Source organism: Streptomyces noursei ATCC 11455 (genome assembly GCF_001704275.1).
Classification (GTDB): Bacteria; Actinomycetota; Actinomycetes; order Streptomycetales; family Streptomycetaceae; genus Streptomyces; species Streptomyces noursei.
On the sequence record NZ_CP011533.1, the window covers coordinates 4,845,065 to 4,865,178 of the forward strand.

The following is a 20,114-nucleotide window of genomic DNA, read 5'->3' on the forward strand; positions in this document are numbered from 1 at the left end:
CCGCAACCTGATACGTGACCGGTATCGCCATGACCCGCGTCACCGCTGGCCTTCGATGACCGCCTCCATCACGCCCTTCGCGATCGGAGCGGCGAGCTTGCCACCGGCGATGTCGTCACGGAGGGTGTCCGACCCCTCGATCACCACCGCCACCGCGACCGGAGTGCCCTTCGCGGTCTTCGCATACGAGATGAACCAGGCGTACGGATTGTCCTTGTTGTTCTCACCGTGCTGCGCGGTACCGGTCTTGCCACCGACCGTCACGCCGTCGATCTGCGCCGACTGACCCGTGCCGTCCTTGACCACGGTCTCCATCATGCTCTGGAGCTTCTGCGCGTTCTCCGGCTTCAGCGGCCGGCCCAGCTCCTGCGGCGTGTGCTGCTGCACGACGTTGAGGTTCGGCGCCACCAGCGACTCGACCATGTACGGCTTCATCAGCTTCCCGCCGTTGGCGACCGCCGACGCCACCATTGCCATCTGCAACGGCGTGGCACGGTTCGACGCCTGCCCGATACCGGCCATCGCATTCTGCGGCCGGTTGTCCTTCGGGAAGACGCTCTCCGCGGCCCGCACCGGAGTGTCGATCTTCGCGTCGTTGAAGCCGAACTTCTCCGCCTCGGCCTTCATCTTCGCGTTGCCGAGATCCGCACTGATCTTGCCGAAGACGGTGTTGCAGGAGTACTGCAGCGCCACCCGCAGCGTCGCGTTCTCGCAGGGGATGTTGCCCTCGTTGTTCAGCGGCTGGTGCACGGTGTCCGGCAGGATGTACGGCACCGGCGAGTCCGTCTTGGCGTCCGGGTCGGTGTACAGGCCGTTCTCCAGCGCCGCCGCCGCGGTGACCACCTTGAACGTCGAACCGGGCGGGTACGTCTGCCGCAGCGCCCGGTTCAGCATCGGCTCGTCCGGGTTGTTCTTCTTCTGCAGCGCGTTGTACGCCTCGGCGTCCTTGTCCGTCATCCCCGCGAACGTCGACGGGTCGTACGACGGCGTGCTGGCCAGCGCCAGGATCGCCCCGGTCTCTGGGTTGAGCGCCACCACCGCGCCCTTCTTGTCCCCGAGCCCGTCGAAGGCCGCCTTCTGCGCCTTGGCGTCGAGGGTGGTCACCACGTTCCCGCCCTTCTGCTTGCCACCGGTGAACATGTCCACCGTGCGGCTGAAGAAGAGCCGGTCGTCAGTGCCCGTCAGGATCGCGTCGTTCAGCTTCTCCAACTGGTTGGAGTCGAAGGCCTGCGATGCGTAGCCGGTGACCGGCGCCCACATCTTGCCGTTCTTGTACGTCCGCTTGTACTTGAAGTCACCACTGTCCGTCGTCGTCGAACCGGTGATGGCCTTGCCGTCGACGATGATGTTGCCGCGCGGCGTGCTGTACCGCTCGATCGCCACCCGCCTGTTGTGCGGATCGTTCTTGAGCTGGTCGCTCTGGACGAACTGCACCCAGTTCACACGGACGAGCAGGGCGAGGACGAGCAGGCCGCAGAAGACCGCGACCCGTCGCAGGGGCTTGTTCACGGGCGGACCACCTGGGTCATCTCGGCGTCGGTGGACGGAGCGGGGGCGGGAGCGGGACGGCGCGCGGTGTCACTGATCCGAAGCAGGATCCCCACCAGCGCCCAGTTGGCGATCACGGACGAGCCACCTTGGGCCAGGAACGGCATCGTCATACCCGTCAGCGGGATGAGCCCCGTCACACCGCCCGCGACGACGAAGACCTGCAGCGCGAAGGCTCCCGACAGGCCGACCGCCAGCAGCTTGCCGAACGGGTCGCGCGCCGCCAGCGCCGTACGGATACCGCGCTCGATGAGCAGGCCGTACAGCAGCAGGATCCCCATCAGACCGGCCAGGCCGATCTCTTCGCCGACGGTGGCGAGGATGTAGTCGCTCTTCGGGGCGATACCGCCGATGAGCCGGGAGTAGCCCTGTCCGAGACCGGACCCGAGGATGCCGCCGGAGCCGAAGGAGTACATCGCCTGCGCGGTCTCCGTCACACCGCCGTTCTGCAGCTCCAACGGGTTGAGCCAGTTGTGGACACGCACCTGCACATGCGACTCGAAGGTGGCCACGGCGACCGCACCACCGGCGCTCAACAGCAGACCGAAAACGATCCAGCTGGTGCGCTCGGTGGCGACGTACAGCATGATCACGAAGAGGCCGAAGAAGAGCAGCGAGGTGCCCAGGTCGGTCTCGAAGACCAGGATCATCAGGCTGAGCGCCCAGATGACCAGAATCGGGCCGAGGTCCCGGCCGCGCGGCAGATACATGCCCATGAAGCGGCGGCTGGCCAGCGCCAGCGCGTCCCGCTTCACCATCAGATAGCCCGCGAAGAAGATCGCGATGATGATCTTCGCGAACTCGCCGGGCTGCAGCGAACCGACACCGGGAATCGTGATCCAGATGCGCGCGCCGAACCGGGCCGGGAAGAAGATCGGGGCGATCAGCAGGACCAGCGCCACCACCATCGAGATGTAGGTGTAGCGCTGCAGGACCCGGTGATCCTTGAGGAAGACCAGCACACCGAGGAAGAGCGCGACGCCCAGCGTCGACCACATCAACTGACCCGGTGCCATGGCACCGCCCAGCTGCGGGGTGCTGATCTTCGGCTCCTGGTCCAGCCGCCAGATGAACACCAGCCCCAGGCCGTTCAGCAACGTCGCGATGGGCAGCATCAGCGGGTCCGCATACGGCGCCCACTTACGGACGACCAGGTGCGTGACCCCCGCCAGCAACCCCAGCCCCAGCGTGTAGCCCAGCGCCCCCGCGGGCACCGAACCGTCCTTCGCCAGGCCGACGTTGACGTAGGCGAACACCGGGATCAGCACCGCGAAGACGAGCAGGGCCAGCTCGGTGTTGCGACGACTCGGGGCGGCGAACGTGCCCACAGTCGTCGTGGTGGTTGTACTGCTCATGAAATCTCCGGCCCTCTACGCCCTCACTGCTGGGTGCTGCAATTCTTCTCCAGCTTCTGCTGCTCCTCGGAGGGCGTCTGGCTGGGGGTCGGTGTGGGGGTCGTGCCGGCCGTCGCGGACAGTGTGCCGGCCACGCCGTTACCGGCGGTGCCCGGCTTGGCGCCGGTCGTCGGCGTGCCACCGGGCTTACCGGCCTGGCCGCCCTTGCCCTTGGCGGCCCCGGCCGCCCGCTCGGCGGCCTCGCGCTGCTCCTTCGCCTGACAGGCGCCGGCCTGCTTGCCGAGCTCGACGACCTTCTCGCTCGCCTGGTTGCGGTTGTCGACCGCGATGGTCTCCTTGACCTGGTTGCGCTGGTACACCGGCAGGTACTTGAGTTCGATCTCGGGGTGGTCCTCGTCGACCGCGTTCAGCTTGATCCACGCCAGGTCCTGGCTGATGCCCCGGTACAGCGCGACATGATCGTCCTTGGCGCCGACGAAATACTGCGTCTGCGTCCACTGGTAGCCCCCGTACAGCCCTCCGCCGATCACCCCCAGCGCCAGCACCGTGAACAGCGACGCCTTCAGCCACTTGCCGCGCCGCCGCGGCTTGAGGAAGTCCTCGTCCGTGAACGCCCCGAACGAGCCCTGCGGCATCCCGCCGACCTCCGGGTCCCCGCTGCCGGGCGGCCCGAAGGCACCCCCCGGCGCGGGCTGCGCGTCCCGGCGGCCCAGCTCGGCGGCGCGCGCCGCCGGCGTCTGGAGCGTGCTGGGGTCGTTCAGCTGGTGCTGGTTCTCGGCGACCGCACCGACCACCACCGGGGTGTCGTTGAGCTGCCCGGCCGCCGCCTCGTTGCCGTCCACGTCCAGGACGTCGGCGACGATGCAGGTGATGTTGTCCGGCCCACCGCCGCGCAGCGCGAGCTGGATCAGCTCCTGCACCGTCTCGTGCGGCCCCTGGTAACCGGCCAGGGTCTCTTCCAGCGTCTGGTGGCTGACCACCCCGGACAACCCGTCCGAGCAGATCAGGTACCGGTCCCCGGCCCGCACCTCGCGGATCGACAGGTCCGGTTCGACATGATCGCCACTGCCCAGCGCCCGCATCAGCAGCGACCGCTGCGGATGGGTGGTGGCCTCCTCCTCGGTGATCCGGCCCTCGTCGACCAGCCGCTGCACCCACGTGTGGTCCTGCGTGATCTGGGTGAGCATCCCGTCCCGCAGCAGATACGCCCGGGAGTCACCGACGTGCACCAGACCGAGCCGCTGGCCCGTCCACAGCAGCGCGGTCAGGGTCGTGCCCATGCCCTCCAGCTGCGGATCCTCCTCGACCATCACCCGCAGCTGGTCGTTGGCGCGCTGCACCGCGGTGCCCAGCGAGGTGAGGATGTCGGAGCCGGGAACGTCGTCGTCGAGCTGGACGAGCGTGGAGATCACCTCGGACGAGGCGACCTCACCGGCGGCCTGGCCGCCCATGCCGTCCGCGATGGCGAGCAGCCGGGGCCCGGCATAGCCGGAGTCCTCGTTGCCCTCGCGGATCATGCCCTTGTGCGATCCGGCGGCGAAGCGCAGCGACAGACTCATGCGCACCTCACCCGTCGGCTCGGGGTACAGCCGGTCTCGTCGAGCCACACTGCCCACCCTCCGGTCGGGAGCACGCCCGGGTCCGCCGAGTGGACCGTTACGGCTCGCTCGCTCCGCTCGCTCATTGTCGTACTACTTCCGCAGCTCGATGACGGTCTTGCCGATGCGGATCGGGGCTCCCAGGGGAATCGGAGTCGCGGTCGTCAGTCGGGTCCGGTCAAGGTACGTGCCGTTCGTGGAACCGAGGTCCTCGACGATCCACTGGCCGTCGCGGTCCGGGTAGATCCTGGCATGCCTGCTGGACGCGTAGTCGTCGTCCAGCACGATGGTGGAGTCGTGCGCCCGCCCCAGGGTGATCGTCTGGCCCTGGAGGGCGACGGTCGTACCGGCCAGCGTGCCCTCGGAGACCACCAGCTTGGTGGGGGCCCCGCGCCGCTGCCGGTTCCCGCCGCGACCGCCGCTCTCCTGGCGGCGCTGCTGCTGGGGGGCAGCCTGGCGCTGGGTGCGCGGTTCCGGCCCGCCGCGGCGGGCGGCGCCGCGCTGTGTGACACGCGTGCCGAACAGATCGCTGCGGATGACCTGAACGGCCACGATGACGAACAGCCACAGTACGGCGAGGAAACCCAACCGCATGACCGTGAGGGTCAGCTCTGACATTGCCCCCGCTTCACCCTTCGGCTTGCCGGTAAACGATGGTGGTACTGCCCACGACGATCCGCGAGCCGTCGCGGAGACTAGCGCGGGTGGTGTGCTGCCCGTCCACCACGATGCCGTTGGTGGAACCCAGATCCTGGACCGTGGCGGGCGTGCCGACCCGGATCTCACAGTGCCGCCGGGAGACCCCGGGGTCGTCGATCCGCACGTCGGCGTCGGTGCTGCGGCCCAGCACCATGGTCGGGCGGGAAATCTGGTGACGGGTGCCGTTGATCTCGATCCAGCGCCGGGTCTGCGCGTGCGGCTGCGGCCCGGCACCGGGCGCTCCCGTACGGGGCACGGGCGCCGCACCGGGCGGCGGGGACGACGGCATGGGCGGCGCCACATGACCACCGGGAGGGTTCGGCGCCCCGGTGGCGCGGGCCGCCGCGGCCTGACCGGGACGGTCCTGGGACGTGCTGGACGCGAGGGTGCGGCTGCGGACGCGGTACAGACCGGTGTCGAGATCCTCGGCCTTCTCCAGATGGACCTTGATCGGGCCCATGAAGGTGTACCGCTGCTGCTTGGCGTAGTCGCGGACCATGCCCGACAGCTCGTCGCCGAGCTGGCCGCTGTACGGGCTCAGCCGCTCGTAGTCCGGAGTGCTCAGCTCGACGATGAAGTCGTTGGGGACGACCGTGCGGTCGCGGTTCCAGATGCTGGCGTTGTTGTCGCACTCGCGCTGCAGCGCGCCGGCGATCTCGACGGGCTGCACTTCGGACTTGAACACCTTGGCGAAGGTGCCGTTGACGAGACCTTCGAGACGCTGCTCGAAACGCTTCAGTACTCCCACGGGGCACCTCCTTCCTCAGTCTTCGTCAGGGTCGCCCTGATACTGCTTACTGATCGTATCCACGCGCCGGGAAATCGGCTGGTTCCCCTTTCCTGCCTGGAGGACGAGTGTCGCCCACCACAGGGTTGCCCGGTGCCCGTCGTCCTCCTCGTCGCCTCCCTACGCCGCTTCCTGTGCACTGCGATCGTAGATGTGCCCCGTTAACAGTGTCCCGCAACCGCCGACCCGACCGAGGGGGCGGGGGCCGACTCAGGCCAGCGTCGCAGGTGGCCCTCCGGAGAACGCGCGGAGTCGCCTCCGAGTGCCCTCGCACTCCCGCAGGCCGGGGACCGGGGAAAAGGCGTGTGAAGACACCCCCAACAGCGTGCTAGTGTTCTCGATGTCGGAAGGCGCTCCCGCAAGACCCGGACCGAACGGCCCGGATCGCGTGAGAGAATAAACCGACAGCACCCATGCGCGGGTGGCGGAATAGGCAGACGCGCTGGATTCAGGTTCCAGTGCCCGAAAGGGCGTGGGGGTTCAACTCCCCCCTCGCGCACAGATGGTCATCTGACCATACGAGGCCGGTTGGTTCGACGGAAGTCGGATCAACCGGCCTCGTTGTTTATGTGGTTCGGCGGCGGCCTCCCTGCGAACGGCGGGGGGCCGCCGCTGTTCTGTCGGCCGGTGCCGCGGCTGTGTTCGAGGTGGCGGCCGGGCGGATGCCGACTGCCGCGGGCGCAGACAGGGCTGTCGTGGTGGAGGCGGCGAGCCGGCCCCGCCGGGGTGTGACATTGACTACAGGCAAGGCGGGTTCGGGCCGGAGGGAGGACGTCGGCCGCCATGCGGCGGACGAAGGCGCGCGGCCGTCGCCGACATCGACCGCGGCCCGTCCGCCCCTGCACGCAACTCCTGCGCCCCCTGATGCCTCGCCGGAGACGCCGCGCGGGCACTGCCCGCGGAACCGGATCGACGCCGCGCTCCCGCCCGCCGCCGGCACCGCTGGCTGAACGGTTACGGCATCTCCGCCCTGGACCTCGACGCCTCCCGCTGCGCGCTGCTGACCGGGACCGCCGGGCGGGACCCCCTGCTGCGCTCGGCGTTCGCCGCGTCACATCCCTCCATCACCCCCCTTGCCGTGCTTCGCCGTTCACGGTGTCCGGCCGGTGGCGCGGGCGCGGGGAGGTACCGGCCGCCGTCACCTCCCGCACCGCGGCGGTGAAGGCCCGGACCCGGGCGGTTTCCCGGGCCGCGTGGTGCACCACGCCCAGCACCGAGTCGGGGAGGCCGGTGACCGGGACGAAGACCACGTCACGGCGCCCGTGGTAGTCCGCCGTCGGCCGGCACAGCAGCATCCCGCCCCGGCCCGCCGCGGTCAGCGTCAACCCCTCCTGCAACGTGCTGACCCGGGGACCGGCCGGAACGGGCCGGCCCTCAGGGGTCGCGAGGGGCGCCTGCGCGGTGCGCCAGTACACCGGCGCCGGCCCGTCCGGGGCAATCAGGGGCAGCCCCGCCAGCTCCTCGGCACTCAGGGACGCACGGGACGCCAGCGGATGCCGCACGGACAGCGCGACCGTCTGCCGCTGCGCCGAGAACACCGGACCCAGGACGAGATCCGGCTCGGCCACCGGGAGCAGCGTCACCGCCACGTCCACCGCACCGCTGCGCAGCGCACCGAACGGGTCGCACAGCGGGATCTCCACGATCTGCGTGGCGCACCCCGGATGCCGGGCGTGGAAGGCGTCGATCGCCCGCATGACCCGGTCGTCGGCGGTGCCCTGGAAGCCGACGGTCAACCGGCCCTCGATGCCGCGGGCGGCCGTACGGGCGCCCTCCACCGTGGCGCGCAGCGCGTCGTAGGCCGGGCGCAGGGACGCGTGGAACTCCTCGCCCAGCGGCGTCAGACGGACCCGGCGGCTGGTGCGGTCCACCAGCCGCGCCCCGATCCGGGACTCCAGGGCGCGCAGCAGCTGACTGACCCGGCTCTGGGAGACGTAGAGGCGCTCCCCGGTACGGCCGAAGTGCAGCTCCTCGGAGAGCACCAGGAAGCACTCCAACTCGCGGAGTTCGAGGCCGGGAGCGCCGGCGGGGCCGGCGGGGGCGGTCGGGCCGCTCATGCGCTCCTCCTCCAGGTGCGGTCGATCGATGAGTCCTGCTCATAGAAGGGTGAGGAGTTCGCCGTTGTTCCCCCGCGGCGGCGCCGGAACGCTGGGAGCCATGGCGAAGAGCGAGAGTGCGGTGACCGGCGCGGCTGCCACCGGCACGGTGAAGGATCTCCAACGGGACGCGGCAGACGGAGAGTCGAGGCGCCGGCGCGGTGGGTGGGCGGCGGTCGGGGCGCTGGCGGCGGGGACGTTCACGGTGGTGACATCGGAGATGCTGCCGGTGGGCCTGCTGACGCCGATCGGCCGGGACCTGGGGGTGTCGGACGGGACGGCCGGGCTGACGGTGACCGTCACCGGCGTGGTCGCCGCCCTCGCCGCACCGGTGCTGACGCTGCTGATCGGGCGCCGGGACCGGCGCACCGTCCTGGCCGCCCTGATGGGCACGTTGACCGTGGCGAACCTGCTGGCCGTCTACGCCCCCAACGTCGCGGTGCTGCTGGTGGCCCGGGTACTGGTGGGGCTCGGGATGGGCGGGGTGTGGGCGATCGCCTCGGGGCTCGCGGTACGGCTGGTGCCCGAGCGGCGGGTGGCCGCGGCCACGTCCCTGATATTCAGCGGGGTCGCCGCGGCATCCGTCCTGGGTGTGCCGGCCGGCGCGTTGGTGGGTGAACTGGGCGGCTGGCGCGCGGCGTTCGCGGCGATGGCCGGGGTCTGCACCGTGGTCCTGGTCGCGCTGGTCGTGCTGCTGCCACCGTTGCCGGCGCCCCGCGCGGTGCGGCTGGACGGGGTGCTGGGGCTGCTGCGCCGTCCTCCGTTGCGCACCGGACTGGTGCTCGTCGCGCTCCTGGTGGCGGGGCACTTCGCCGCGTACACCTATGTGCGGCCGGTCCTGGAGGCGGTGGCCGGTGCGCGGCCCGGACAGGTCGGCACCGTGCTGCTCGCCTTCGGGGTCGCCGGGCTGGTGGGAAACTTCCTGGCCGGCGCCGGCGCGGCCCGCGCCCCGCGGGCCACACTGCTGGCGATCTGCGCGGTGCTGACCACCGCGGTCCTGCTGGTGCCCCCGATGGGGCACGCCGCCGGTGTCCTGGGCGCCGCGGCCCTGGTGGCCGTCTGGGGCCTGGCCTACGGGGGCGTCTCGGTCAGTACGCAGACCTGGCTGATGGCGGCTGCGCCGGACGCCCGGGAGGCGGCCTCGGCGCTGTTCGTGGCGGTGTTCAACGCAGCCATCGCGCTGGGCGCGCTGATCGGCGGGCTGGCCGCGGACGGCTGGGGGACCGGCGGCGTGATCGGGCTGGGCGGCGGGCTCGCGGCGGGCGCGCTGCTGGCCGCGGCGCTGGGCAGGAGCCCGGGCCGGGGGGCGGCGGCCACGGGGTGACGCCAGCGCCGTGGGGTGGTGTCAGGGGGACGAGGTGACGCCACGGGGGCGAGATGGTGCCACGGCCACGGGGTGAGGTGGACGGGACGCGGGCCCGGGCGGGGGCGGAACCACAGGCCGGGAGCGGTCAGCCCCGCCCAGGGGGCAGGCGGGGCACAACCGTTCCCCCTCGGGGCGCCGGACGGCGCGGCCCACGGATCGGACCGGCTCGGTCCGGGCGAGCCTCCCGTCAGGCGGCGCGGTCCCCGCTCAGGCGGCGAAGCGCGCGATCAGCTCCTTGGCCTTGGCCTCCGCCTGCTCGTGGGCCTCGGCGCGGGAGGTCTCGAACAGCGGGACCAGCTCGGCCATCGCCGGGTTGCTGGGGGCCATGGTCAGCTCCGGCACGATGAACTCCACCTCCAGGCCGAAGCCGCCGTTCAGGACGGCCTCCAGGTAGTTCTGGACGTACTCGAAAGGCTCGCGCGGGGTGCCCGGCGCGTAGGAGCCGCCGCGGCTGGCGACCACCACGACCGGCTTGCCCTTCGCCGACGCGTTCTCGCCGGCGGTGCGGCCCATGATGATCGTCTGGTCGAGCCACGCCTTCAGGGTCGAGGGGATCGTGAAGTTGTACATGGGCGCGCCTATGACGATGGCGTCGGCCTGCTCCAGTTCCTCGGCCAGCTGGGTGCGCAGCGCGAAGGCGGCCTGCTGTTCCGGGGTGTGCGTGGCCGGGTCGGAGAAGCCGGCGGAGGCGGCGACGGCGTCGAGGTGCGGCAGCGGGTCGGCGGCCAGGTCGCGGTGGATGACGGTGCCGTCGGGGTGCTGCTCCTCCCAGGTCTTGCGGAACGCGGCGGTCACCGCACGGGAGGCGGAGCCGCCCTCGGGGAAGACGGAAGAGTCGATGAGCAGAAGCGTGGCCATGGGGATCGGTCCTTCGCTATGTGGCCGGGCGGGACCGACCACTAGTTGAATTCCGTACGTCACTATTCATAGCACAGGAACTTACTTTTCTGCAGTAGCCAACGGGAGGGCGGTACCCTGGGTGTATGGCGGACCACGGTGAGGCGATGTGCAGGCAGGTCGACGGCGGTATGACGCGCGTCTTCGAACTGTTCGGAAAGCGCTGGACGGGCCTGATCGTGGCCACTCTCATGCCCGGCCCCGTCCACTTCGCCGACCTGCGGCGCGCCATCCCCGGCATCAGTGAGCGGATGCTCTCCGACCGCCTGATGGAGCTGGCGGCGACCGGCCTGGTCGTCCGCGAGGTCGACGCCGGACCGCCGCTGCGGGTCTCCTACCGGCTCACCGAGGCCGGCCGCGCCATGGAGCCCGCCCTCAAGGAACTGGGCCGCTGGGCCGAGACCTACCTCGCCGACGGGGGACAGTGCCCGGAGCGCTTCCGGAAGTAGCGCCGCGGGCCGGGCTCCGCTCCCGAGACGGTGGTCGAGTCGCTCCCCGTGGGGCGGTCGCACCCCTTCCGGCGGTTCGGTCGAGGCCTCTACGGGAGGGTCGGTCGCGCCCCTCCCGCTGGGTCAACCGAGCCGCTCCTGGGCGGCGTTGTAGCGCACCAGGTACGAGGCGAACCGGTCGAGGTCCTCCTCGCCCCAGTCGGCGAGCCGCTCGTGGAACGCCTGGCGGCGGCTGGCGGTCACCTGGGCGAGCACCTGGGCGCCCTCCTCGGTGGGGTGCAGGACCTGGACGCGGTGGTCGTCCGGATCGACGCGCCGCTCGACGAATCCGAGCTTCTCCAGCGCCGCGATCTGTCGGCTGACCGTGGACTTGTCCAGGTAGTAGTGCGCCGCCAGATCGGTGGCGCGGCATCCCTGCTGGTCATCGAGGTGCGCGAGCAGGGTGTAGGACACCAGGGAGAGCTCGGGGTGCATCCGGGCGGCGGTCGCGCGGGCGCGCCGGGCGAACGCGGTCATCTCCTGCTGGATGGTCTCGACGGAAGCGTCGCGGTGGGTCACGGGGGTCGCCTTTGCCTTTCGGGAAACTAGTTGTATAGTACAACGTGACCTGAGAGTTGTAGTAGCCAACTATTGGCGGGGCGTCCGCCCGCTCGCCCGGGCACCGGAGCCACAACCCACCGGCCACAGCTGAACGACGACCGGCCCACCACACAACCGGCCCGGACGACTACTGAGAAGGCTTGCCCATGACCGCGGACCGACGACGTCCCGACCACCGAAGCGACCACCGCAGCGACCGGCACCCGGTCCGGCCCGGCGACCTGCGCCACGTGGTGACACACCTGATCACCCCGCTCCTGATGTGCATCGGGATGGGACTCGCCTACCTGGGCGCCTTCGCCAACCCGTCACCGCACCACCTGCCCGTCGCCATCGTCGGAACCGGCACGCACGCCCAAGTACTCGCCCAGACCATCAACGACAAGGCACACGGCGAACTCGAAGCACGCACCGTCCCCGACCGGGCCACCGCCGTCGGCCAGTTGAAGAACCAGGAGATCTTCGGCGCCTACCTGGCCGGCGGCAACCAAGCCAACGGCAACGGCACCACCAACCGGGCCGCCCTCTCCCGAACAGGCGACGCACCACACGGCCCCGAACTCCTGGTGGCCACCGCCGGATCCGACACCAGCGCCACCGTCGTCCAGAAGATCTTCACCCCGCTCGCCGCCCGACAAGGCGACCCGCTGAAGGTCACCGACATCGCACCGACCGCCGCGCACGACCCCACCGGACAGGGCATCTTCTTCCTGCTCGTCGCCCTCAGCATCGGCTCCTACGCCTCCGTCGCGGTCATCGGCGGCGCCGGCGCCGTCCTCCCGATGCGGATCCGCGCCGCCCTGGCGACCGGCACATCCCTCGTGGTCGCCGTCATCGGGACCCTCTTCGCCGGACCGGTCTTCCACCTCGTCGACCACGGCCTGTGGGCACTGTGGGGCATGGCCTGGCTGTACTCCGCCGGCATCCTGCTCATCGGCACCGGCCTGCACACCTTCCTCAAGCGCTGGACCACGCTCGGCGTGATGGTGCTCTTCGTGATGCTCAACTTCACCTCCTCCGGCGGCATCTTCCGCCCCGAGATGCAGAACGGCTTCTTCGCCGCCCTGCACTCCTTCTGGAACGGCGCCGGCTTCGTGGAAGGCACCCGCAGCCACGTCTACTTCGCCGGCCACGGCCTCGCCGGCCACGTCTGGACGCTCGCGGGATGGCTGCTCGTCGGCCTGCTGATGGTCGCCGCGGCGGCTCTCACCGAGCAGCGGCGACGCACGGCCGAGGCCGAAGCAGTGGCCAACGCCGGCGCGGTGGCCGCCGCCGCGGTAGCCGCCACGATGCCGGAACGCACCCCCGAACGAGCCCCGGGACGCACCCCGGAACGGGCCTCTGCACGGCCCACCGCGCAGCGCGACAGCGAAACGGAAGAGGAGATGGAAGAGGAGATGGAAGAGGAGATGGAAGAGGCCGTGGGCGTCTAGCCGACGCCGCCAACGCTGAAGCGGCCGGGCCATTTCGCCCGGCCGCTTCCGCCTCCGCTTGCTTCTCCGCTTGCTTCGCCCCTTTTGTTGCCTCTTCCCCGCTTTTCCTCGCTCCCTTCGTCGCCCCCTTCCTCGCTCTCGCCCTCGCTTCCGCCTGTCCTTTCTGGGAGTGCCCGGCGGTCCGATCTGTGCCCTCCGGCCGTCCCCCCCCGTCCGCCTCCGAGAGCTATCCACAGGCCCGACGGACGCCGGGCCGTTGTCGGTAACGTCAGTGCCCGGCGAGCCGCACAGGCCGCCGAGTCGGACGGACGCGGGGGATGCCGGTGTGCCGGGGCACACCAGGGATGCCGCGCGAAACCAAGGGCACGAAGGGGGAGGTGGCCGCCATGACACGCGTGCCATACGTACCGGGGTTCGCAAAGGCGGACGCGGAAGGGCCGTCGGCCAAGGCCGTGGGCCGGGCACTGCGGGACCAACTGCCCCGCGACGCACAGGCCGTTCTGCGGATCACGGCCGGGCGCCCCGACGCGGTGGCGTCGGTCGAGGAATCCAACGCCGGGCGGCTGCCCGAGCTGACGCCCATCAGGGTCGGGCGGATGGCCGCCAGCCCCTTCGCCTTCCTCCGCGGCTCGGCCGGACTCATGGCCCACGACCTGGCGGAAAGCCCTGTCACCGGCATCGGGGCCCAGATCTGCGGAGACGCGCACGCCGCGAACTTCGGCCTCTACGCGGACGCCCGCGGCGGCCTGGTCATCGACCTCAACGACTTCGACGAAACCGTCCACGGCCCCTGGGAATGGGACGTCAAACGGCTCGCGACGTCGATAGTCCTCGCCGGCCGGGAGGCGGGCGCGAGCGAGGACGACTGCAAGGCCGCGGCGCAGGACGCCGCCGGCGCCTACCGGCGCACCATGCGGCTGCTGGCAAAGCTCCCGGTGACCGAAGCGTGGAACGCCATCGCCGACGAGGAACTGGTCTCGCACACCGATGCCCGGGACCTGCTGGGCACCCTCGAACGGGTCGAGGCCAAGGCACGCAAGAACACCAGCGCACGGTTCGCGGCGAAATCCACCGAGCGCGGACCGGACGGCGGCATACGGTTCGTCGACGCGCCGCCGGTGCTGCGCCGGGTACCGGACGCGGAGGCGGCAGCGGTCGCCTCGTCGCTCGCCGGCTATCTGGAGACGCTTCCCGAGGACCGACTGCCGCTGCTGGCCCGGTACGCGGTGCACGACGTCGCCTTCCGGATAGTCGGCACCGGCAGCGTCGGACTGCGGTCATACGTGGTGCTGCTGCTGGACCACCGTGGCGAGCCCTTGGTCCTCCAGGTGAAGGAGGCCCGCCGCTCGATACTGGCGCCCTATGTGGCGAAGGTCGGCTTCCCCGCACCCCCGGCGGAACACGAGGGCCGGCGCGTGGTGCTCGGACAGCGACGGATGCAGGTGGTCAGCGACCTGCTGCTGGGATGGACGACGGTACGGGAGGGCACGACGGACGGTATACACGGCGCACACGGCATACGCGGTGCATCCGGCGTCCATGGCGTCGCCGGGAAGGAACGGTCGAGTGGCGCGGGGGCGCCGGACGGTCTGGGCACGGGACTGCCTTTCCAGGTACGGCAGTTCCGGAACCGCAAGGGCAGCGTGGATCCGGCCCGGCTGTCGGACGGGCAACTCGACGACTACGCCCGGATGACCGGTGCACTCCTGGCACGCGCACACGCCCACAGTGCCGACCCTCGTGTAGTGGCCGGCTACTGCGGCAAGGGCGAGGCACTCGATGAGGCGATAGCGGCCTTCGCGCTGGCCTACGCGGAGCGCACGGAAGCGGATCACGCGGACCTGGTCGCGGCGATACGCAGCGGTCGCGTCGCGGCGGAGAGCGGGGTGTAACGGCGAGGGAGTCCTTCCGGGGCCTTCCGGGGGCTTTGCGGGGCGGGGTGGTGGTGAGGGCGAGGCGTGGGGGTGGGTGGGGAGGGGGCCGGGTGGGGAGGGGCCCCGAGGCCCCCCGGTGCGGTCAGGTGGCTGCACCCCCCGGGCCGTACGCTGACCAGGTGACGAACTCGCACGCGGAGAACGCGCAGGACGGCCAGGACCGATCGGACGTACCGGGGACACCCGGCGCCCCGGCCGAACCGCGGGCGGCGGATGCCCGCGGGGCGGTGCCGGGCGCCGAGCGGGGCGACGGGGATGCCCCCGCTCCCGGCGGGGGCCCGCAGGGCGCGGGTGAGAGCGCGGATGGTCGGGACGAGGCGACCCGGCGGCTGGCGAAGGCCGTGCTGGCGGCCGAGCAGGCCCTGATCGAGTTCGAGATCGCGGTGGAGACCTTCCGGGTGGAGGTGGAGAACTTCTCCCGGCTGCACCACCAGCGGCTCGGCCCCATGTACGCGTGGCTGGACGAGCTGGATGCGCAGATCGCGGAGGCCGTGGCGGCGCGCTCCGGCGACCCCGAGGACATCCGTAAGGCCCGCGAGGCACGTGCGTCGGTGCTGCCGATGCCGCAGGTGGAGGAGCTGTTCCACGGCTGGCTCGGGTCGGAGGGGCTGTTCCCCGAGGCGCAGGCGATGCTCACGGATCAGCCGGTTCAGCCGCCGCCGAAGGTGCGGCCCGGCGAGGAGGCCCGCAAGCTCTACCGCGACCTGGTGCGCCGGGCGCATCCGGACCTGGCGCGGGACGACGCGGAGCGGGCCCGTCGGGACGGGTTCATCGCGCGGGTCAACGCTGCGTACGGGCGGGGCGACGAGGCGTTGCTGCGGGAGCTGGTGCGGGAGTGGGAGGCCGGTCCGGCGCCCGCCGAGCGTCGGCCGAGCGAGAGCGAGGAGCTCTATGCCCGGCTGGAGTGGCTGGCCGAGCGCAAGGAGCTGCTGGCTTCCGTCGTCGCGGAGCTGGAGGCCAGCGCGATCGGCTCGATGATCAGGATGGCGCCGGACGATCCGGATGCTCTGCTGGACGAGATCGCCGAGAAGCTGATGGCCGATGTCCGGGAACGCGAGGCGTACCTCGCCCAGCTGGTCGGGTAGCGTCGGGAGTATGCATTTTGGTTCTGTGCCCACGGTCGGTGTCGATGTCCTCACGCCCGAGGACTTCCTCCTGGACGTCCGTGAGGACGACGAGTGGGCGGCCGGGCACGCCGAGGGCGCGCTGCACATTCCGATGAGCGAATTCGTCGCCCGTTACGGGGAGTTGACGGAGGCGGCGCCGGACAGCGGAAAGATCTATGTGATGTGCCGGGTCGGCGGTCGGTCGGCTCAGGTCGCGCAGTATTTGATCCAGCAGGGCATCGACGCGGTGAATGTCGCGGGCGGTATGCAGGCGTGGGAGGCGGCCGGGCGTCCGGTGTCGGACGGCAAGGGTGGCGTGGGGACCGTCATCTAGGTCCTCGGGGCTCTCCTTCAGGCCCTCGGGGGCTCTCCCCGCAGGGCCTGGTCTTCTTCGGCGGCCCGTGTCGCGTGGGTTTTCAGCTGAGCGGGTGTGCGGCGAGGAGTTCGCCGAGTGCCTCCTCGTGGGCGGCGGCGGGGCCCAGGGAGAGTTCGAGTTGTTTGGCCCAGGCGTGGTAGCGGTGCAGCGGGTAGTCGGTGTCGGCGCCGAAGCCGCCGTGCAGGTGCTGGGCGGTCTGGACGACGCGGCGGACGCCTTCGGAGGCCCAGATCTTGGCGACCGCGATGTCTCCGGCGGGCGGTAGGGGGCCGCTCGCTCCGGTGGTGAGGCGCCAGGCGGCCTGCCAGAGGGTGGCTTCCATGGCGCGCAGGTCGATGAAGCGGTCGGCGGCCTGGACGGCGACGGCCTGGAAGGTGGCCAGGGGGAAGCCGAACTGTTCGCGTTTCCCGGTGTAGTCGCTGGTCATGGTCAGGACGCGTTCGCCGAGGCCCAGGGCCAGTGCGCAGGTGCCGGTGGTGAGCAGGTCGCGCAGGGTGTTCCAGGCGGCGGGGTCGGTGAGTGTTTCCCGGGTGTCGGTGCGTACGGAGTCGAGGTGGACCTCGGCGTGGCGCTCGCCGTTGGTGGATGTCTGGTCGTGCAGGGTGAGGCCGGTGCGGTCCCGGGGGACGAGTGCGAGGACGGTGTGGCCGTCGGGGGTGTGGGCGGGGAGCAGGATCCGGTCGGCGGTGGGGGCCCAGGGGACGGCGGTGTGGGTGCCGTCGAGGGTCCAGGTGGTGCCGTCCTGGCGGGCGGTGACGGCGAGTTCGGCCGGGTCGTGGCCGGTGCGGCCGTGGGAGGCGGCGGTGACGACGAGGTCGCCGGTGGTGATGTGGGGGAGGATCTCGGCGCGGAGGTCGTCGGTGGCGTGGCGTTGGAGGGTGTGCGCGGCGGCGTAGGACTCCAGGAGCGGGACGCGGGCGAGGACCTTGGCGGATTCGCGGAGGACGAGGCAGAGGGCGAGGGGGTCGAGTCCCGCGCCGTTGTGTTCGGGGGCGATGGGGAGGCCGAGCAGGTCGGCGTTGGCGAGTGTGCGCCAGAGGGGGCGGTCGAAGTCGTCGGCCACGGGGCCGTGGGTGAGTGCCGGGCTGGGTGTGTTGTCCGGGGTGACTGCTGAGAAGACGGCTTGTGCCGCTTCGACGGCTGCCTGTTGTTCTTCGGTGAAGGTGAAGTCCACGGTCCGTCCTCCCGCGCGCCGTCGGATTCCGACAGTGATATCTGACGAGGCGTCAAGGTAGAACATGTTGCAGGAATTGGGAATGGCGCGGACGGTGGTGGGCGGTTCTCAGCGGTCGAAGTCCAGCTCGACCTGTTCGGTGGCGGGGTGGGACTGGCAGGCCAGTACGTATCCGGCGTCGACCTCGTCGGATTCCAGGGCGAAGTTGCGGTCCATCCGGATCTCGCCGGAGACGAGGAAGGCGCGGCAGGTGCCGCAGACGCCGCCCTTGCAGGCGTAGGGGGCGTCGGGGCGGTTGCGGAGTACGGCTTCCAGGAGCGATTCGCCGTCGTGGACGGGCCAGGTGCCGGAGCGGCTGTCGAGGGTGGCGGTCACCGTGCTGTGTGCGGGCGCGGTGGCGGCGGGGACGGGGGCCGCGGCGCCGTTGTCTATGTGGAAGATCTCTTCGTGGATGTGGGTGCGCGGTACGCCGAGGGCGCGCAGGGCTCGTTCGGCGCCCTGGACGAGGCCGAAGGGGCCGCAGAGGTACCAGCCGTCGACGGCGTCGGTCCGCAGCAGTGCGGGCAGCAGGGTGTGCAGGCGTTCCTGGTCGAGGCGGCCGGAGGGGAGGCCGGCCTGGCGTTCCTCGCGGGAGAGCACGTGCACCAGCTGGAACCGTTCGGGGTAGCGGTCCTTGAGGTCGGCCACCTCCTCCAGGAACATCGTGGAGGCCGTGGTGCGGTCGCTGCGGATCAGGCAGAAGCGGGCGTGTGGTTCGCGGGCGAGCAGGGTGGTGGCGATGGAGAGCACCGGGGTGATGCCGCTGCCGCCGACGATGCCCACGAACTGGCCGGGGCGGGGGGCGAGGGTGAAGCGGCCGGCCGGGGCCATGACGTCGACGGTGTCGCCGACGGCGAGTTCCTTGAGGGCGTAGGTGGAGAAGGCGCCGTCCTCGACCAGGCGGATGCCCACCCGCAGGACGGGGTCGTCGGTGGCGGGGGTGCAGATGGAGTAGGTGCGGCGGATCTCCTGGCCGTCGATCGTTCTGCGCAGTGCGATGTGCTGCCCGGGGGTGTGCCGGAAGGTCGTGCGGAGTGCGGGCGGGACGGTGAAGGTGACGGCCACCGCGTCGTCCGTGAGTCGCTCGATCTCCCGCACTCGGAGCGGGTGGAACATCACAACTCCTTGAAGTGGTCGAAGGGTTCGCGGCAGGACTCGCAGCGGCGCAGTGCCTTGCAGGCCGTGGAGGAGAACCGGCTGAGCAGGGTGGTGTCGGTCGATCCGCAGTGTGGGCAGCGGAGGGTGAGGTCGAGGGGTATCGGTCCGCGGGCGGGGCCGGTGGGGCGGGGTGGGGCGATGCCGAACGCTTCGAGTTTGCGGCGGCCTTCGTCGGTGATCGCGTCGGTCGTCCAGGGCGGGCTGAGGACGGTGTGGACCTCGACGTGGGGTATGCCGTGGTCGTGGAGGACGCGTTGGACGTCGGCGGACATCGTTTCGATGGCGGGGCAGCCGGTGTAGGTGGGGGTGAGGGTGACCTCGACGCGGTCGGGGGCGGTGAGCCGTACGTCGCGCAGGATGCCGAGTTCGGCGAGGGTGAGGACGGGCAGCTCGGGGTCGGGGACGGAGCCGGCGAGTGCCAGGAGTTCCGCTTCCAGGGTGGTGGGGGTGGTCACCATGTCGCCCCCGGGTGGCTGCGGTGGAGGTGCTGCATTTCGGCGAGCAGTCGGCCGAAGGGTTCGGTGTGGATTCCTTGGCGTCCGCCGCCGGCGGTCCAGGCGCTGTGTCGGGGGCCTTCGGGGACGGTGAGGGTGGCGCGCTCCAGGGTGCTGGTGATGCGGGTGGTCCACTCGTCGCGGAGGGGCTGCCAGGGGACGTCGTCCAGTCCGTCGACGGGGTCGAAGAGTTCGCCGGTGAACCGCCAGAGGGTGTCCAGGGCGCGCTGCATCCGGGTGTGGCTCTCGTCGGTGCCGTCGCCGAGGCGCAGGGTCCACTGCGTGGCGTGGTCGCGGTGGTAGGCGGTCTCCTTGACGGCTTTTCCGGCGAGGGGCGTCAACGGGGTGTCGGTGGTGGCGAGGTGGTCGTAGAGCAGCTCTTGGTAGGTGGAGAAGTAGAGCTGGCGGGCGATGGTGTGGGCGAAGTCGCCGTTGGGCTGCTCGACGAGTTGGACGTTGCGGAAGTGGCGTTCCTCGCGGAGGTAGGCGAGTGCGTCCTCGTCGCCGGCGAGGGAGAGCAGGATCCGGGCCTGGCCGAGGAGGTCCAGCGCGATGTTGGCGAGGGCGACTTCCTCTTCGAGGACGGGGGCGTTGCCCGCCCATTCGCCGAGGCGGTGGGAGAGGATCAGGGCGTCGTCCCCGAGGGGCAGGGCGGGGGTGGTGGGGTGCGGTGTCATAGGTGGTGCACCCCCTCGGGGATTTCGTAGAAGGTGGGGTGGCGGTAGGGCTTGTCGCCGGCCGGTTCGAAGAAGGTGTCCTTCTCGTCCGGGGAGGAGGCGGTGATCTGGGTGGAGGGGACGACCCAGAGGGAGACGCCTTCGGAGCGCCGGGTGTAGAGGTCGCGGGCGTTGCGCAGGGCCATCTGGGCGTCGGGGGCGTGGAGGCTGCCGGCGTGGGTGTGGGACAGGCCGCGGCGGCTGCGGACGAAGACTTCCCACAGGGGCCAGTCGGTGGGGCCGGTGGTGGCCGTGGGGTCGGTGGTGGTGTGCGGCCGGGTCGGTTCGG

19 protein-coding genes and 1 tRNA gene are annotated in these 20,114 nt (G+C 71.0%); 7 read left to right on the top strand and 13 right to left on the bottom strand.

Annotated features, from left to right (window positions below; all coding sequences use genetic code 11):
- Positions 1–39: 39 nt before the first annotated feature.
- The 5 genes from SNOUR_RS20455 to SNOUR_RS20475 all read right to left on the bottom strand — a co-directional run bounded on the left by SNOUR_RS20455 (position 40) and on the right by SNOUR_RS20475 (position 5,948).
- Positions 40–1,509, bottom strand: coding sequence for a peptidoglycan D,D-transpeptidase FtsI family protein (locus SNOUR_RS20455; RefSeq protein WP_067349271.1), 1,470 nt, complete (start codon positions 1,507–1,509; stop codon positions 40–42).
- A complete protein-coding gene (locus SNOUR_RS20460) occupies positions 1,506–2,903 on the bottom strand; it encodes an FtsW/RodA/SpoVE family cell cycle protein (protein ID WP_067349274.1) in 1,398 nt (465 codons plus the stop codon). The genes SNOUR_RS20455 and SNOUR_RS20460 overlap by 4 nt, the downstream gene beginning before the upstream one ends.
- Before the next feature lie 23 nt (positions 2,904–2,926).
- Entirely contained in the window at positions 2,927–4,462 is a 1,536-nt protein-coding gene (locus SNOUR_RS20465) for a PP2C family protein-serine/threonine phosphatase (RefSeq protein ID WP_067349276.1), read from the bottom strand.
- 132 nt (positions 4,463–4,594) lie between these two features.
- Entirely contained in the window at positions 4,595–5,119 is a 525-nt protein-coding gene (locus tag SNOUR_RS20470; protein WP_067349278.1) for an FHA domain-containing protein FhaB/FipA, read from the bottom strand.
- A 10-nt stretch (positions 5,120–5,129) separates the two neighbouring features.
- Positions 5,130–5,948, bottom strand: coding sequence for an FHA domain-containing protein (locus tag SNOUR_RS20475; RefSeq protein ID WP_067349281.1), 819 nt, complete (start codon positions 5,946–5,948; stop codon positions 5,130–5,132).
- A 454-nt stretch (positions 5,949–6,402) separates the two neighbouring features.
- Here SNOUR_RS20475 and SNOUR_RS20480 point away from each other — a divergent pair.
- A tRNA-Leu gene (locus SNOUR_RS20480) sits at positions 6,403–6,486 on the top strand.
- 565 nt (positions 6,487–7,051) lie between these two features.
- Here SNOUR_RS20480 and SNOUR_RS20485 read toward each other — a convergent pair.
- The gene (locus SNOUR_RS20485) at positions 7,052–8,044 is read right to left on the bottom strand and encodes a LysR family transcriptional regulator (protein WP_067349282.1); all 993 of its coding nucleotides are present in this window, start codon (positions 8,042–8,044) and stop codon (positions 7,052–7,054) included.
- Between the two features lie 100 nt (positions 8,045–8,144).
- Between SNOUR_RS20485 and SNOUR_RS20490 the strand changes: the two genes are divergently transcribed.
- Positions 8,145–9,407 (top strand): MFS transporter, encoded by a 1,263-nt coding sequence (locus SNOUR_RS20490; RefSeq protein WP_079143490.1) that lies wholly within the window; start codon positions 8,145–8,147, stop codon positions 9,405–9,407.
- Between the two features lie 249 nt (positions 9,408–9,656).
- On the opposite strand, the gene SNOUR_RS20495 is transcribed toward SNOUR_RS20490, so the two are convergent.
- A complete protein-coding gene (locus tag SNOUR_RS20495; protein WP_067349285.1) occupies positions 9,657–10,307 on the bottom strand; it encodes an FMN-dependent NADH-azoreductase in 651 nt (216 codons plus the stop codon).
- A gap of 125 nt (positions 10,308–10,432) precedes the next feature.
- Here SNOUR_RS20495 and SNOUR_RS20500 point away from each other — a divergent pair, with 125 nt between their 5' ends.
- On the top strand, positions 10,433–10,795 hold the full coding sequence (locus tag SNOUR_RS20500) for a winged helix-turn-helix transcriptional regulator (protein ID WP_039634792.1): 363 nt from the start codon (positions 10,433–10,435) through the stop codon (positions 10,793–10,795).
- A gap of 123 nt (positions 10,796–10,918) precedes the next feature.
- On the opposite strand, the gene SNOUR_RS20505 is transcribed toward SNOUR_RS20500, so the two are convergent.
- The gene (locus SNOUR_RS20505; protein ID WP_067349288.1) at positions 10,919–11,353 is read right to left on the bottom strand and encodes a MarR family winged helix-turn-helix transcriptional regulator; all 435 of its coding nucleotides are present in this window, start codon (positions 11,351–11,353) and stop codon (positions 10,919–10,921) included.
- Positions 11,354–11,541: 188 nt separating this feature from the next.
- Between SNOUR_RS20505 and SNOUR_RS20510 the strand changes: the two genes are divergently transcribed.
- The 4 genes from SNOUR_RS20510 (at position 11,542) to SNOUR_RS20525 (ending at position 16,202) form a co-directional block, all read left to right on the top strand.
- Positions 11,542–12,828 carry an ABC-2 transporter permease gene (locus SNOUR_RS20510; protein WP_067349291.1) on the top strand — a complete coding sequence of 429 codons (1,287 nt, stop codon included), beginning with the start codon at positions 11,542–11,544 and terminating at the stop codon, positions 12,826–12,828.
- Between the two features lie 386 nt (positions 12,829–13,214).
- Positions 13,215–14,720 carry a DUF2252 domain-containing protein gene (locus tag SNOUR_RS20515; RefSeq protein WP_099055840.1) on the top strand — a complete coding sequence of 502 codons (1,506 nt, stop codon included), beginning with the start codon at positions 13,215–13,217 and terminating at the stop codon, positions 14,718–14,720.
- 161 nt (positions 14,721–14,881) lie between these two features.
- Positions 14,882–15,847, top strand: coding sequence for a J domain-containing protein (locus SNOUR_RS20520; RefSeq protein ID WP_099055712.1), 966 nt, complete (start codon positions 14,882–14,884; stop codon positions 15,845–15,847).
- A 10-nt stretch (positions 15,848–15,857) separates the two neighbouring features.
- A complete protein-coding gene (locus SNOUR_RS20525; protein ID WP_079142803.1) occupies positions 15,858–16,202 on the top strand; it encodes a rhodanese-like domain-containing protein in 345 nt (114 codons plus the stop codon).
- An 82-nt stretch (positions 16,203–16,284) separates the two neighbouring features.
- Here the strand turns inward: SNOUR_RS20525 and SNOUR_RS20530 are convergent, their stop codons facing one another.
- The 5 genes from SNOUR_RS20530 to paaB all read right to left on the bottom strand — a co-directional run bounded on the left by SNOUR_RS20530 (position 16,285) and on the right by paaB (position 20,049).
- A complete protein-coding gene (locus SNOUR_RS20530) occupies positions 16,285–17,418 on the bottom strand; it encodes an acyl-CoA dehydrogenase family protein (protein ID WP_067349298.1) in 1,134 nt (377 codons plus the stop codon).
- Positions 17,419–17,526: 108 nt separating this feature from the next.
- A complete protein-coding gene (gene paaE, locus SNOUR_RS20535) occupies positions 17,527–18,573 on the bottom strand; it encodes a 1,2-phenylacetyl-CoA epoxidase subunit PaaE (RefSeq protein ID WP_067349300.1) in 1,047 nt (348 codons plus the stop codon).
- Complete coding sequence (gene paaD / locus SNOUR_RS20540) at positions 18,573–19,073, bottom strand: 1,2-phenylacetyl-CoA epoxidase subunit PaaD (protein WP_067349302.1); 501 nt, start codon at positions 19,071–19,073, stop codon at positions 18,573–18,575. Before paaD ends, paaE begins: the two co-directional genes overlap by 1 nt.
- A complete protein-coding gene (paaC, locus tag SNOUR_RS20545) occupies positions 19,067–19,786 on the bottom strand; it encodes a 1,2-phenylacetyl-CoA epoxidase subunit PaaC (RefSeq protein WP_067349305.1) in 720 nt (239 codons plus the stop codon). The genes paaD and paaC overlap by 7 nt, the downstream gene beginning before the upstream one ends.
- On the bottom strand, positions 19,783–20,049 hold the full coding sequence (paaB, locus tag SNOUR_RS20550; protein WP_039641264.1) for a 1,2-phenylacetyl-CoA epoxidase subunit PaaB: 267 nt from the start codon (positions 20,047–20,049) through the stop codon (positions 19,783–19,785). Before paaB ends, paaC begins: the two co-directional genes overlap by 4 nt.
- Positions 20,050–20,114: the final 65 nt, after the last annotated feature.